Here is a 14,005-nt window from a genome sequence, read left to right on the forward strand (position 1 = left end):
CAGATGATACACATGGCGGCCTTTTATCGATAATTCTGAAAAAATATATTTTATCGTTGACGGCATATTTTCCTCGGATTAGCTTAGGGCCCATACCGCACTGCCTGGCGGTCGTCACGAACCACAACAAGAGGTCAGCTCCATGCGCTACGTTCGCTTCACTCACCAAGGCCGCCCGGTACTGGGCGTGCGTACTGCCGAAGGCGTCCGGGTCCTCGGCGAGGAAACCCTGGAGTCGCTGCTGGAGCGCGGCGTGGACCTGGCCACCTACGGCGCCGAGGCGCAGGGGCCGCTGGTGCAGATCGGCGAGCAGGACTACCTGCCGCTGATGAAGAAGCCCGGCAAGATCGTCTGCGTCGGCCTGAACTACGCCGACCACACCAAGGAATCGCCCTACGCCCAGCCGGACTACCCGACGCTGTTCCCGCGCTTCAACAGCAGCCTGATCGCCCACAACCAGCCGCTGGTGCGCCCGCGCATCTCCGACACCCTGGACTACGAGGGCGAGATGGCCGTGGTGCTCAAGAGCGGCGGCCGGCACATTGCCAAGGAGCAGGCGCTGCAGCACGTGGCCGGCTACGCGCTGTTCAACGAGGGCTCGGTGCGCGAGTACCAGTTCAAGTCGCCGCAGTGGACCGTGGGCAAGAACTTCGACGACACCGGCGCCTTCGGCCCGGACCTTGTGACCGCCGACGAACTGCCGGCCGGCGGCAAGGGCCTGCTGCTGCAGACCCGCGTCAACGGCAAGGTGGTGCAATCGGCCAACACCGAGGACATGCTGTTCGACGTGGCCACCATCATCTCCACCCTCAGCGAGGCGGTGACCCTCGAAGCGGGCGACGTGATCGTCAGCGGCACCCCGGCCGGCGTCGGCTTCGGCATGGACCCGAAGGTCTACCTGAAGGCCGGCGACGTGGTGGAAGTGTCCATCGAAGGCATCGGCACCCTGGTCAACCCGGTGGTGGACGAAGCCTGACCCCGGGCATTCCCGGCCAGATCGAAGCCTCCCGCTCCGAGGCTTCGACGACAAGAACAACAAACGGAGGCGATCATGACTGTCACTCCCCGCAGTGTGCATTCGATCGATCATTACGCGCTGTTCGTGCCCTCGCTGGCCGAGGCGCGGACCTTCTTCGCCAGCTTCGGCCTGGAAGTCGGCGAAACCGCGGATGCCCTGGAACTGCGCGCCGCCGACGGCCACCGCTGGGCGCGGATGCTGCAGGGCCCGCGCAAGAGCCTGGCCTACCTGAGCTTCAACTGCTTCGCCGAGGACTACGACGCCCTGCGCCAGCAGGCCGAGGTCGCCGGCGCGCGCTTCGAGGCCGGCGACGGCGAGGGCTTCTGGTTCCGCGACCCCGACGGCAACCTGCTGCAGGTCAGGGTCGGCGCCAAGCACATGCCCGACAGCAAGCACGCCGCGGCGCCGGTGCGGCCCGCCGTGCGCGGCGTCGGCACCCGCGACGAAGTGGCCCGGGTGCGCCCGCGGCGGCTGTCCCACGTGCTGCTGTTCAGCCCCGACGTGCCCCAGGCCGTCACCTTCTACGAGCGGGCCCTGGGCCTGCGGCTGTCCGACCATTCCCAGGACATCATCGCCTTCACCCACGCCCCGCACGGCTGCGACCACCACCTGGTGGCCTTCTGCAAGAGCGGCGCCAAGGGCTTCCACCATGCCGCCTGGGAGGTCGACGGCGTCGACGAGGTCGGCAACGGCGCCGAGCAGATGGCCAACGCCGGCTACCGCGAGGGCTGGGGCACCGGGCGGCACTGCCTGGGCTCCAACTACTTCCACTACGTCCGCGACCCCTGGGGCTCGTTCTGCGAGTACTCGGCGGACATGGACTTCATCGACGCCGGCAGCCAGTGGCCGGCCGGCGACTTCCCGCCCGAGAACTCGCTGTACCTCTGGGGCCCCAGCGTCCCCGAGTACTTCGTCCTCAACACCGAGACGGACAGCGCGCCGGCCAAAAGCTAGCGCCCCCAGCGACGCAGGCCGCGCCCTCGTCCCGAACACTTTCCTGCCGCGCAGGGAGGCGGGGAGCGGCTTGCCCAAAACCCACCCGGTTTCAGGTCAGCACAGATGAACGAAAACAAGATCCATGACGTAGCCATCGTCGGCTACGGCCCGGTCGGCCAGACCCTCGCCATCCTCCTCGGCAAGATGGGCTACAGCGTCGCCGTGTACGAGCGCTGGCAGTCCCTCTACCCGCTGCCGCGCGCGGTGTTCCACGACCACGAGATCCGCCGCGTATTCCTCATGATGGGCCTGGAAGAGGAGCTGCAGGAGATTTCCCAGCCCTCGGCCTGCTACCAGTGGTTCAACGCCGACTGGAAGGTGCTGGTGGAAATCGACTGGTCGGCCGAGTCGATCAGCGACGGCCCCTTCGGCTACCTGTTCAACCAGCCGGGCCTGGAGGCCATCCTCGACCGTCGGGCCAAGGCCATCGCCAACGTCGAGGTCCACCAGGGCTGGGAAGTGCTGGGGCTGAGCCAGGACGCGCAGGGCTGCGAACTGCGCATGCAACGCACCCAGCGCGGCGACGCGGCGCAGGCCACCGAGCAGCGCAGCGTGCGCGCCCGCTACGTGATCGGCGCCGACGGCGCCAACAGCGCGGTGCGCCGCGAGTGCGGCATCGACTGGCAGGACCTGGGCTTCCAGGAAGACTGGCTGGTGGTCGACCTGCAGCCCAAGCCCGGCGTCGAGCTGGACGTGCCGGACATCGGCCAGTGGTGCAACCCGGCGCGGCCGACCACCATGGTCCCCGGCGGCCCCGGCTACCGCCGCTGGGAATTCATGCGCCTGCCCCACGAGAGCATCGAGGACCTGCAGAGCACCGAGAAGGTCTGGGAACTGCTGGCGCCCTGGGTCACCCCGGACACCGCCAGCCTGGTGCGCCACGCCGTCTACCAGTTCCGCTCGCGCATCGCCCAGACCTGGCGCCACGGCCGCGTGCTGCTGGCCGGCGACGCCGCGCACCTGATGCCGCCGTTCATGGGCCAGGGCATGTGCTCGGGCATCCGCGATGCCTGGAACCTGTCCTGGCGCCTGGACCTGATCTTCCGCGGCATCTGCTCGGAGCAGCTGCTGGACAGCTACACCCTGGAGCGCAAGCCGCAGATCCGCGCGGTGATCGACGCCTCGGTGGAAATGGGCAAGGTGGTCTGCGTGGCCGACCCGCAGAAGGCCGCCGAGCGCGATGCCGCCTTCCTGTCCGGCCAGGTGCCGCCGCTGCCGCCGTTCCCCGGCCTGGTCGACGGCGTGGTGCACAAGGACGAACGCAACGGCCGCGCCCTGGGCCCGGCCGGCTGCCTGGGCGTACACGGCGAGATCGAGTGCGACGAGCGCCGCCAGCGCTACGACGACGCCTTCGGCCGCGGCTTCCACCTGGTGAGCATCGGCGACGACCCGCTGGCCGGGCTGGACGAGGCGCACAAGGCGCTGCTCGAACAGCTGGAAGTGAAGGCCGTGCGCCTGAGCGAGGACGGCGCGCCAGGCACCTGCCGCGACCTGTCCGGCAAGTACCACCAGTTCCTCCGCGCCGCCGGGCTGCAGGCGGTGCTGGTGCGCCCGGACTTCTACATCTACGGCGGCATCGGCCACGCCAGCGAACTGCCGCAACTGCTCGACGCGCTGCGCCGCGACCTGGCGCTGCAGCAGGGCCAGGGCGGCGCACTGCGCGAGGAGCGCCGGCCGCTCGCCGCCCAGGTCTAAGTCCCTTCTGCCGCGGGGCACTCCCCGCGGCCCCCCTCTGAAAACAACAACAAGAGACAGAAGCATGCTCAACATCAAGGTGAAAACGCTTGGTGCGGTCCTGGCCGCCCTGGCGATCGTCGAATGCCATGCCGCCGAAGCGCCGGCGCCGGGGGAGGGCAGCCTGTTCAAGGGCCTCTTCGGCGACAGCCTGGAGCGCGACTACGGCATCACGGTTTCCGGCCTGCTGGACATCGCCTACGCGCGCAACAACCGCTCCACCCACGACGAACGCGAGGACGGCCTGAGCAACCTGCCGCTCACCGGCATGTCCGACGAGGGCCTGGAGTGGGGCAGCCTGCACCTGTTCGTCGACAAGGCGCTCAAGGGCACCTTCGTGCCGCGCATCACCCCGTTGCCGGGGCCCAAGCCGGAGGACTTCGCCTTCGGTTTCACCTTCGAGGCCAACTACGGGCGCAACGCCCAGTTCGCCCGGACCTTCGGCTGGGACATGCACTGGAACATGAACGAGGACGACGCCGCCAAGGCGCAGAAGGACAAGGACCGCTTCCTCGCCATCCCCAACATCGCCGCCACCGCCTACGTGCCCTACGGCCCGGGCTTCAACTTCATGGCCGGGGTGTTCGGCCCGGCAATGGGCTACGAGATCCCGCCGAACATCCGCCAGGCGCGCAACCCCTTCGCCAGCAAGACCTACGCCTTCGTCAGCGAGCCGGGCACCGTCTCCGGGGTGCTGGTCGGCACCCGCCTGCTCAACGACGACAGCGGCATCCTCGGCCTGGAGCTGGGCGTGGTGCAGGGCTGGAACAACCTGCGCGACAACAACGACGGCAAGTCGCTGATGGGCGCCCTGCGCTGGCGCGCGCCGGACATGAACACCTGGCTCGACTACGAGTTCATCGTCGGCGACGAGCAGAACGACAGCTTCTCCGACGTGCAGGCGCCGACCGCGCGGCTGGTCGCCGACAGCGGCCAGCTCAAGCAGCAGCACTCGCTCAACGGCTGGCACAGGTTCGACGAGCGCTGGTCCATGGGCGCCGAGCTGGTCTACGGCCACCAGGCCGGCGACGGCAAGGCCTCCACCGTGGACGTGGTGAACGGCCCCGGCTTCGACGGCGCCCGCTGGTGGGGCGCCAATGCGGTAGTCACCTACCAGTACCGCCCGGACCTGTCCTTCTCCCTGCGCGGCGAGCATTTCAGCGACCCGGACGGCTTCATCCTGTTCCCCACCAGCACCGCCCGCGGCGACTACAACGCCCTCACCACCGGCCTGCGCTGGGACGTGACCGGCAACCTCTCGCTGCGCCCGGAAGTCCGCTACGACTGGTTCGACCCCCGCGACCACGACCGCCCCTACGGCAACGGCCGCGACCGCTCGCAACTCTCCACCATGGTCGAAGCGCTGTTCTACTTCTGACCGCCCGCCAACGTCCCGAGTACCCATGCCATGCACAACAACGACAACAAATGGAATGCGCGCTACGAATACACGGCCGTGGCCATGCTCGCCCTGGGCTTCGGCCTGGTCGGCCTGGACCGCTTCATCATCCTGCCGCTGTTCCCGGTGATGATGAGCGAGCTGCACCTGGACTATCAGGACCTGGGCAACATCTCGGCGGTCCTCGCCATCGCCTGGGGGATTTCCTCGATCTTCATGGGCCGGCTGTCCGACCGTATCGGCCGGCGCAAGGTGCTGATCCCCGCGGTGCTGCTGTTCTCCCTGCTGGCCGGGCTGTCCGGGCTGGCCAACGGCGTCGCCGCGCTGCTGCTGATCCGCGCGGTGATGGGCGTCTCCGAGGGCGCCTTCACGCCCACCGCCATCGCCGCCACCGCGGAGTCCTCGCACCCGTCGCGGCGCGGGCTGAACATCGGCATCCAGCAGGCCTTCTTCCCGATCCTCGGCCTGGGCCTGGCGCCGATCCTCGCCACCCAGCTGCTGCTGGTGCTGCCGTCCTGGCGCTGGGTGTTCGTGGTGGTGTCGCTGCCCGGCTTCCTGCTCGCCTGGTTCATGTACCGCCGCCTGCGCGAGACCCGCGCGCCGGCGGCCGCCGAGGCGCCCCAGGAGCAGGGCCGCTGGCTGGACGCGCTGCGCTACCGCAACGTGCCGCTGAACATCCTCGGCATGTTCTGCATGCTCACCAGCCTGTTCGTGCTCAGCGTGATGATGCCCAACTACCTCACCGACTACCTGCACCTGGGCGTGCAGCAGATGGGCTTCGTCATGTCCGCCATCGGCCTGGGCGGCTTCATCGGCCAATTGCTGCTGCCGGGGCTGTCCGACCGCCTGGGGCGCAAGCCGGTGGTGCTGGGCAGCTTCGTCGCCACCGGCGCCTGCATCTGGCTGCTGATGCACACCGGGGCCGAGCCGCTGACGCTGTTCGCGCTGCTGTTCCTCACCACCTTCTTCAACTTCAGCATGATCTGCATGACCGTCGGCCCGCTCACCGGCGAATCGGTGCCGCTGCCCCTGGTGTCCACCGCCACCGGGCTGGTGGTGGGCATCGGCGAAGTGTTCGGCGGCGGCGTGGCGCCGGCCCTGGCCGGCTACATCGCCCAGCACCACGGCATCCAGTACACCCTCTACCTGGCCCTGGGCGGCGTGGCGCTCGGCCTTGCCGCCGCCAGCTTGCTGCGCGAGACCGCGCCGCTGCGGCGCAAGGCGCCGGTCGGGCAGGCCGGAGACGTGGCCTGAAGCCGCTGGCCGTTACCGCCGACAGGATGTCGGCAGGGCGGAGCCGGGCCCACCGTCCCGGCTTCGTCCGCGTCATGCGCGGGATGCGCATGCCATCGCCGGCGCCATCCGCGCCGGCCGATGTTCCTTCCCTCGCGCAGGGCCTGGGCGGCGCCGGTCACGAGCCGGCGCCGCCCGGTGCCACCTGATGTAGTATCGGCATTCCCACGCCCGCGACGACGAACCCTTCATGATCGACATCCACAACGTCACCGCCTTCCAGCAGCAGACCCGCGTGCTCGACGGCTTTTCCCTGCACATCGGCGATGGCGAGAAGGTCGCCATCCTCGGCCCCAACGGCGCCGGCAAGAGCACCCTGCTCAAGCTGATCAGCCGCGAGCTGTACCCGGTGGAGCGCGAGGGCAGCCACCTGCGGCTGTTCGGCAGCGACACCGTCAACCTCTGGGACCTGCGCAGCCGCATCGGCTTCATCTCCCAGGACCTGCAGGACGACTACACGCCCTACACCCAGGCCCTGGACGTAGTGGTCTCCGGCTTCTTCGGCTCGATCGGCGCCCACGGCCACCTGCAGCCCAGCGACGAGCAACTGGAGCAGGCCCGCGCGCTGCTGGCGGTGGTGGAGATGGCCGGCCACGAGCGGACCATGTTCCAGCGCCTGTCCACCGGGCAGAAGCGCCGCCTGCTGCTGGCCCGCGCGCTGGTCCACCGGCCGCGCGCGCTGATCCTCGACGAGCCGGCCAACGGCCTGGACATGGGCGCCAGCCTGGGCATGCTCAAGCTGCTGCGGCGCTTCTGCGGCGAGGCGCACGCCATGATCATCACCACCCACCACATCGACGAGGTCATCCCCGAGATCGAGCGCGTGGTGCTGCTGGACAAGGGCCGCATCGTCGCCGACGGGCCCAAGGCCGAGGTGCTGACCAGCGCCCGGCTGTCCGACCTCTACCAGACCGAGCTGCGCATCGACGAGCAGGACGGCTGGTACCGCTGCTGGCACGCCTGAAGCCGGCATCCCGATTCCCCTGAACCTTCGGAGTAGAAAGCCAATGAAAGCCGCCATCGTCCATGCCTTCGACCAAGCGCCGCGCTACGGCGAGTTCGAGGCGCCGCAAGCCGCCGCCGGCGAGGTGCTGGTGCGCGTGCGCGCCGCCGCGCTCAGCCAACTGGTGCGCGCCCAGGCCAGCGGCAAGCACTACAGCAGCCCCAAGAGCCTGCCGGCGGTGCCCGGCGTCGACGGCGTGGGCCTGCTGGAGGACGGCACCCGGGTGTACTTCGCCTTCCCCCGCGCGCCCCACGGCGCCATGGCCGAGACCGTGGCGGTGGACGCGCGCTACTGCGTGGCGGTGCCCGACGGCATCGACGACATCACCGCCGCGGCCATCGCCAACCCCGGCATGTCGTCCTGGGCGGCCTTGCAGGAACGCGCGCACTTCAAGCCCGGCGAAAGCGTGCTGGTCAACGGCGCCGCCGGCACCTCCGGGCGCCTGGCCATCCAGGTGGCCAGGCACCTGGGCGCCTCGCGGGTGATCGCCACCGCGCGCAACCCGGCGGTGGAGGCGGAGCTGCGCGCCCTGGGCGCGGACCAGTTCATCCGCCTGGACCAGCCGGCCGAGCAGCTGACCGCCGAGCTGCGCGAGGAAATCCAGGGCCGCGGCATCGACGTGGTGCTGGACTACCTGTGGGGCCCGCCGGCGGCCTGCATCCTCGACGCCGCGGCCAGCCACGGCAGCGGCGAGGCCTCGCCGCGCCTGCGCTTCGTCAACATCGGCTCGCTCGCCGGGGCGAGCCTGCCGCTGAACGCCGGCGCGCTGCGCAGCTCCGGCCTGGAACTGCTCGGCAGCGGCCTGGGCAGCGTCTCCAACGAAGGCCTGGTGCAGGTGATCGGCCAGTTGCTGCGGGCCATCGAGCCGGCTGGGCTGAAGGTGGACGCCGAGGCGGTGCCGCTGAGCGAGGTCGAGTCGGCCTGGCAGCGCAGCGCCGCCGAGCGCATCGTCTTCACCCTGTGATCGGGTAGCCGCGGGGGAAGAATACCCTGCCTCCCGGTAACCTGTAGGAGCGGGCCCTGCCCGCGATTTAGCGCGCAGGGCGCGCTCCTACATTGGAATGGCGAGGGTGGGCAGTGTAGGAGCGGATCTCATCCGCGAATCGCGCCGGGACGACCGGCTATCGCGGACAAGGTCCGCTACGCCCGTGCTTCCTGGAACCGTAGGGGCGGACTCCGCCCGCGATTCGGGCTTCCAGTAGCGTAGGGCGAATAACCGTTCGCGGTTATCCGCCGCCTCACCTTTCTCATCGACCCTGCCTCGGTCGATCCGGGGGAATGCGTGACCAGCGCCAAGCTCGACACCGAGCGGGCCGGTAACCAAGGTCAAACGGCGGATAACGCCGTAGGCGTTATGCGCCCTACGGATTGGAATGGCGTAGGTGGGGCAGGGTAGGAGCGGATCTTATCCGCGAACCGCGCCGGGACGTCCGGCTATCGCGGACAGCGTCTCCTACGTGGCAGGAGTCGCCCCGTAGGATGGCGTTGAGCGAAGCGATACCCATCACCACGACCGCATGGGTTTCGCAAGCTCAACCCATCCTACGAAGAACGCCTCGGCGCAAGACAGTTGCTCCTACGTCGCAGGCGAGCATGTCTTCTCGTAGGAGCGAGCTTGCTCGCGAACCAGCCCTGCTGCGGACTCCGTCCGCGATGCGCAGGTGCCGGGCGTCGTTCGCCGGCCCGGCGCCAGGCACGTCTACGCCAAGCGGCACTCCTTCACGACAACCGCTGCGAGCTGCGACGGGTTTGACCTCTTGCACTTTTTAAGGTAATCACCTTAGGCGTGGGGCCCGCTGCGCCGTCCGCCGTGCCTTTGCGCATGGCCCGGGTGCGCAGCGGCGCCGTATGGCGAACGATCCTGAGGAGGATGCCGCGTTGTCGAAACTGGCCAGCTATTACAACAACAAGATCGCCGTGGTCACCGGCGCCGGCTCGGGTATCGGCCGGGCCATTGCCCAGCATCTGGGCGCGCTGGGCGCCCGGGTGTACTGCACCGACGTCGATGGCGCGGCGGCGCAGCGCGTCGCCGAGGGGTTGCCCAATGCCGCCGGCGAGGCGCTGGACGTCACCGACGCCGCGGCGCTGGCGGCCTTCGCCGAGCGCGTGTATGCCCGCGAGGGCAGGGTGGACCTGCTGTTCAACAATGCCGGCGTCGGCCATGCCGGGCGGGTGGAGGACACCGAGCTGGCCGACTGGCGCTGGGTCTTCGAGGTCAACCTGATGGGCGTGGTGCACGGCATCCACGCCTTTCTGCCGCGCATGCTGGCGCAGCCCGGGCGCGGGCACATCGTCAACACCGCCTCCGGCGCCGGGCTGATCCCGATGCCGCGCACCGCGCCCTACTGCGCCTCCAAGCACGCGGTGGTCGGGCTGTCGCAGTCGCTGGCGGCGGAACTGGCCGGGCGCAACGTCGACGTCACCATCCTCTGCCCGGGCACCATCGACACCGCCATCATCCGCAACACCCGCATGCGCGGGGCCGGCGCCGAGCAGCGGCAGTCGCGGGCCGTCGAGTACTACGCGCGGCGCGGCGTGTCGCCCGACCGGGTGGCGGCGGACGTGCTCACGGACATCAGCAAGGGGCGGCTGTTCTGCGTCACCCCGCGCAGCGAGGTGGGCGTCGGCTGGCTGCTGCAGCGCCTGTCGCCGCGGCTGATGCAGCGGATCATGCGGGCGCGCATGGACAAGGTCGAGGCGGCGGACTGAGACGCCGGGCGCGGGGCCGGCGAGCGGCCCCGCGCGTCACTCGGCCTGCTCGCCGGCGGCCGCGCGGACGTCGCGCGAGCGCACCAGGTAGGGCTCGAACAGCGCCGCCATCTGGTTGTAGCCCCAGTTCAGGTGCTTGCGGGTGACGCGCACGATGCCGTGCCGCGAGTGCAGGTATTCGATCCAGTAGGTGGAGACGATCCAGGCGTTCTCCAGCAGCGCCTCCACCTGTTCCTCGCGCAGGTTCATGCGCCCGCTGCCGATCATCGCCAGCAGCTTGGCGCGGCCGTGGGCCTGGACCTCGTCGGAGAGCGTCTGCAGGCGCGGGCGCAGGCTGGGGTCGAGGGCGAACAGGGTCATGCTGTCGCGGTAGAAGAAGCGCCATTCCCACATCAGCTGGAACCACAGGTGCAGGTCGTCCTGCTGCGAGGCCACGCGCAGCTGCTCGGCGGCGAACTGCTCGAACAGCTCGCTGACGATGTCGGCCTTCTTCTTGAAGTAGTAGTACAGGTTGCCCTCGTTGATGCCCACCGCCTCGGCGATGGCCGCGGTGGTCACGGCGGCCACGCCGCTGGTGTTGAACAGCTTGCGGCACGTGACCAGGATGCGCTCCCGGGTGTTCTGGCGCTTCATGGGCTTCACCTGTTCGGCGGTTGACATTGTAAGGTGTTCACCTTAGATTCGGTTTTAAGGTGCCTACCTTAAAGCAGGCGCCTGAGTTTTTGCATCTTAGCGACGCTTCACCGCATAAAAAAGCATCCCCCGGCGGCGCCGGGGGTACGACAACAGCGTGGAGATCCAGATGTCGGTCGAGCATTTCGATGTACTGGTGGTGGGCGCCGGGCTGTCCGGCATAGGCGCCGGCTACCACCTGAAGACGCGTTGCCCGGAGCGCAGCCTGGCGATCCTGGAGGCGCGCGAATCCATCGGCGGCACCTGGGACCTGTTCCGCTACCCCGGCGTGCGCTCGGACTCGGACATGTTCACCCTGGGCTATGCCTTCCGCCCCTGGAAGGCCGGCAAGGCCATCGCCGACGGCGCCAGCATCCTCGAATACATCCGCGACACCGCGCGGGAGTTCGGCATCGACCGGCACATCCGCTTCGGCCACCGCATCGTCTCGGCGGCCTGGTCGTCGCAGCATGCGCTGTGGCAGCTGCAGGTCGAGGTGGGCGGCCAGCTGCGCGGCTTCACCTGCAACTTCCTCTACCTGTGCAGCGGCTACTACCGCTACGACGCCGGCCACCTGCCGGCGTTCCCCGGCATCGAGCGCTTCAAGGGGCGTCTGGTGCACCCCCAGCAATGGCCGCAGGACCTCGACTACCAGGGCAAGCGCATCGTCGTGGTGGGCAGCGGCGCCACCGCCGTGACCCTGGTGCCGAGCCTGGCCGGCGAGGCGGTTCACGTCACCATGCTGCAGCGCTCGCCGTCCTACGTACTGTCGCTGCCGGACACCGATGCCCTGGCCGACGGCCTGCGCAAGGTGCTGCCGGAGAAACTGGCGCACAAGCTGGTGCGCGCCAAGAACGTGCTGCTGAGCATGTTCCTCTACCGCCTCTGCCGGCACCGTCCGGAACTGGCCAAGCGCCTGATCCGCGGCGGCATGCGTCGCTACCTGGGCGCGGACTTCCCGCTCGACCCGCACTTCGCGCCCAGCTACCAGCCCTGGGACCAGCGCCTGTGCCTGGTGCCCAACGGCGACCTGTTCCGCGCCCTGCGCAAGGGCAGCGCCTCCATCGTCACCGACCGCATCGAGGGTTTCAGCGAGCACGGCGTGCGCCTGGCTTCGGGCCAGGAGCTGGCGGCGGACATCCTGGTCGCCGCCACCGGCCTGGAGCTGGTGCCTTGCGGCGGCATCCGCTTCGAGGTCGACGGGCGCCCGGTCGCGGTGGGCGACACCTACAGCTACAAGGGCCTGATGATGTCCGGGCTGCCCAACGCGGCGGTCTGCGTCGGCTACACCCACCTGTCCTGGACGCTGCGCGCGGACCTCGCCTCCCTCTACGTCTGCCGCCTGCTGCGCTACATGGCGCGCAAGGGCTACAGCCACTGCGTAGCCCAGGCGGACGACCCGCGGATGCCCGCCGCGCCGCTGCTGGACCTGCAGTCCGGCTACATCCTGCGCGCCGCGCCGCTGTTCCCCAAGCAGGGCCCGGGCGCGCCCTGGCGGCAGAAGCAGAGCTACCTGGGCGACCTGCTGGACATGCGTTTCGGTCGCCTGGCCCAGCGCAACCTGAAGTTCCACCGCGCCACGCCGGCCGGGGAGGCCCTGCAACCCGGCACCTGAGCCGCGCCGCTGCAGCTTCCCGTGACGATGACCAGGGCCGGCGCCACAGCCGGGCCCGCTACCAGACTGCGAAGGAACGACCATGGCCTTTATCGAACGTGAAACTCCCGGCGCCGGCGACGCGGCGCAGATCGCCGAACTGCAGCGGCTGCTCGCCGCCCAGCGCCGCGCCTTCCTCGCCGAGCCGATGCCCAGCCTGGCCCAGCGCCTGGCGCTGCTCGGCACCCTGGCGAACATGTTGCTGGCCAACCGCACGCGCATCCAGGAGGCCATCGCCAGCGACTTCGGCAGCCACCCGAAGCAGTTCGCCGACCTGGTGGAATGCCTGGGCGTGGCGGGGCGCGCGCAGTACGCCGCCGAGCACCTGGTGAGCTGGATGAAGCCCCAGGCGCGGGCCCTGGACCCTGCCCTGTACGGCAGCGCCAACGCCTATGTGCAGCCGCAGCCCAAGGGTGTGATCGGCAACATGGCGCCGTGGAACTTCCCCTTCGACATCGGCCTGGGGCCGGTGGTGGAGATGCTCGCCGCCGGCAACCGGGTGATCGTCAAGCCTTCCGACCTGGCCCCGGCCTGCAGCGAGCTGCTGCTGGAGATGCTCGCCAGCCACTTCGACGCCGAGCAGCTCACCGCCGTGGCCGGCGGCCTCGACCTGGCCCGGGCCTTCGCCGAACAGCCCTGGGACCACCTGATGTACACCGGCAGCACCGAGGTCGGCCGCCAGGTGGCGGTGGCCGCGGCGCACAACCTGGTGCCGGTGACCCTGGAGCTGGGCGGCAAGTGCCCGGCGATCATCGCCCCCGGCGGCCTGGACGAAGCCGCGGTGGAGCAGATCGTCGGCTGCAAGACCATCAAGAACGGGCAGATGTGCGTGACCGTGGACTACGTGCTGGTCCACGAGGACGACCGCGAGCGTTTCGTCCAGATGGTCGGCGCCTTGCTGGACAGCCGCCTGCCGGGCTATGCCAGCCGCGCCGACACCACCGGCATCATCAACGCGCGGCACCTGCAGCGTCTGCTTGGCTACCTCGACGACGCCCGCGCCAGGGGCGCCAGCCTGGTGCAGTTCGGCGGCGAGGCACAGCCGCAGGCGCGGCGCCTGCCCTTCACCCTGGCCCTGGACGTGGACGACGGCATGCAGCTGATGCAGCAGGAGATCTTCGGCCCGATCCTGCCGGTGCTGACCTACCGCGAGCTGGACCAGGCCATCGCCTACGTCAACGCCCACGAGCGGCCGCTGGGCATCTACGTGTTCTCGGCCCACCCGGCCAGCGCCCACCGGGTGCTCGGCCGCACCGTTTCCGGCGGCGCCTGCATCAACTGCGCGGCGCTGCAGGCCGCGGTGCCCAGCCTGCCGTTCGGCGGCATCGGCAAGAGCGGCAGCGGGCGCCACCACGGCCATGAAGGCTTCCTCGAATTCTCCAACCTGCGCTCGGTGGTCGAGCGCGGCCAAGACGACCTGGTACGCGCCATGTTCGCCCCCTACGGCGAACTGGCCGACGCCCTGATCGCCGCTGCCACCGGCGGTTGAGGGGGGGGGGTCGCGCCGGCCCGGCGGGCCGCGCGGGA

General features: G+C 69.6%; 11 protein-coding genes. 10 read left to right on the forward strand and 1 reads right to left on the reverse strand.

Translation table 11 applies throughout. The features are described 5' to 3' along the window. The first annotated feature begins 142 nt into the window (after positions 1-142). From RN02_RS27680 to RN02_RS27715, 8 genes are all read left to right on the forward strand, one after another. The gene (locus tag RN02_RS27680) at positions 143-976 is read left to right on the forward strand and encodes a fumarylacetoacetate hydrolase family protein (RefSeq protein WP_043272021.1); all 834 of its coding nucleotides are present in this window, start codon (positions 143-145) and stop codon (positions 974-976) included. Positions 977-1,051: 75 nt separating this feature from the next. Continuing rightward, positions 1,052-1,972 carry a VOC family protein gene (locus tag RN02_RS27685; RefSeq protein WP_043318375.1) on the forward strand — a complete coding sequence of 307 codons (921 nt, stop codon included), beginning with the start codon at positions 1,052-1,054 and terminating at the stop codon, positions 1,970-1,972. A 105-nt stretch (positions 1,973-2,077) separates the two neighbouring features. Beyond that, positions 2,078-3,709, forward strand: coding sequence for a bifunctional 3-(3-hydroxy-phenyl)propionate/3-hydroxycinnamic acid hydroxylase MhpA (gene mhpA, locus RN02_RS27690; RefSeq protein ID WP_043318377.1), 1,632 nt, complete (start codon positions 2,078-2,080; stop codon positions 3,707-3,709). A 64-nt stretch (positions 3,710-3,773) separates the two neighbouring features. Beyond that, complete coding sequence (locus tag RN02_RS27695) at positions 3,774-5,126, forward strand: outer membrane beta-barrel protein (RefSeq protein WP_043318379.1); 1,353 nt, start codon at positions 3,774-3,776, stop codon at positions 5,124-5,126. Between the two features lie 30 nt (positions 5,127-5,156). Then, positions 5,157-6,401, forward strand: coding sequence for an MFS transporter (locus tag RN02_RS27700; RefSeq protein ID WP_043318381.1), 1,245 nt, complete (start codon positions 5,157-5,159; stop codon positions 6,399-6,401). Positions 6,402-6,630: 229 nt separating this feature from the next. Further along, complete coding sequence (locus tag RN02_RS27705; RefSeq protein ID WP_043318384.1) at positions 6,631-7,404, forward strand: ABC transporter ATP-binding protein; 774 nt, start codon at positions 6,631-6,633, stop codon at positions 7,402-7,404. 43 nt (positions 7,405-7,447) lie between these two features. Further along, complete coding sequence (locus RN02_RS27710) at positions 7,448-8,407, forward strand: quinone oxidoreductase family protein (RefSeq protein WP_043318386.1); 960 nt, start codon at positions 7,448-7,450, stop codon at positions 8,405-8,407. Positions 8,408-9,321: 914 nt separating this feature from the next. Beyond that, complete coding sequence (locus RN02_RS27715; protein WP_052267898.1) at positions 9,322-10,152, forward strand: SDR family NAD(P)-dependent oxidoreductase; 831 nt, start codon at positions 9,322-9,324, stop codon at positions 10,150-10,152. Positions 10,153-10,188: 36 nt separating this feature from the next. Here the strand turns inward: RN02_RS27715 and RN02_RS27720 are convergent, their stop codons facing one another. Further along, positions 10,189-10,785: a TetR/AcrR family transcriptional regulator gene (locus RN02_RS27720; protein WP_009623041.1), complete on the reverse strand. Its 597-nt coding sequence runs from the start codon at positions 10,783-10,785 to the stop codon at positions 10,189-10,191. Between the two features lie 169 nt (positions 10,786-10,954). Here RN02_RS27720 and RN02_RS27725 point away from each other — a divergent pair, with 169 nt between their 5' ends. Together RN02_RS27725 and RN02_RS27730 are read left to right on the forward strand one after the other, a co-directional pair. Beyond that, positions 10,955-12,439 carry a flavin-containing monooxygenase gene (locus RN02_RS27725; protein ID WP_043318388.1) on the forward strand — a complete coding sequence of 495 codons (1,485 nt, stop codon included), beginning with the start codon at positions 10,955-10,957 and terminating at the stop codon, positions 12,437-12,439. 82 nt (positions 12,440-12,521) lie between these two features. Next, positions 12,522-13,967: an aldehyde dehydrogenase family protein gene (locus RN02_RS27730; RefSeq protein ID WP_043318390.1), complete on the forward strand. Its 1,446-nt coding sequence runs from the start codon at positions 12,522-12,524 to the stop codon at positions 13,965-13,967. Positions 13,968-14,005 lie beyond the last annotated feature (38 nt).

The sequence above is a fragment of the Pseudomonas sp. PI1 genome, from assembly GCF_000812405.1.
Classification (GTDB): Bacteria; Pseudomonadota; Gammaproteobacteria; order Pseudomonadales; family Pseudomonadaceae; genus Pseudomonas; species Pseudomonas citronellolis.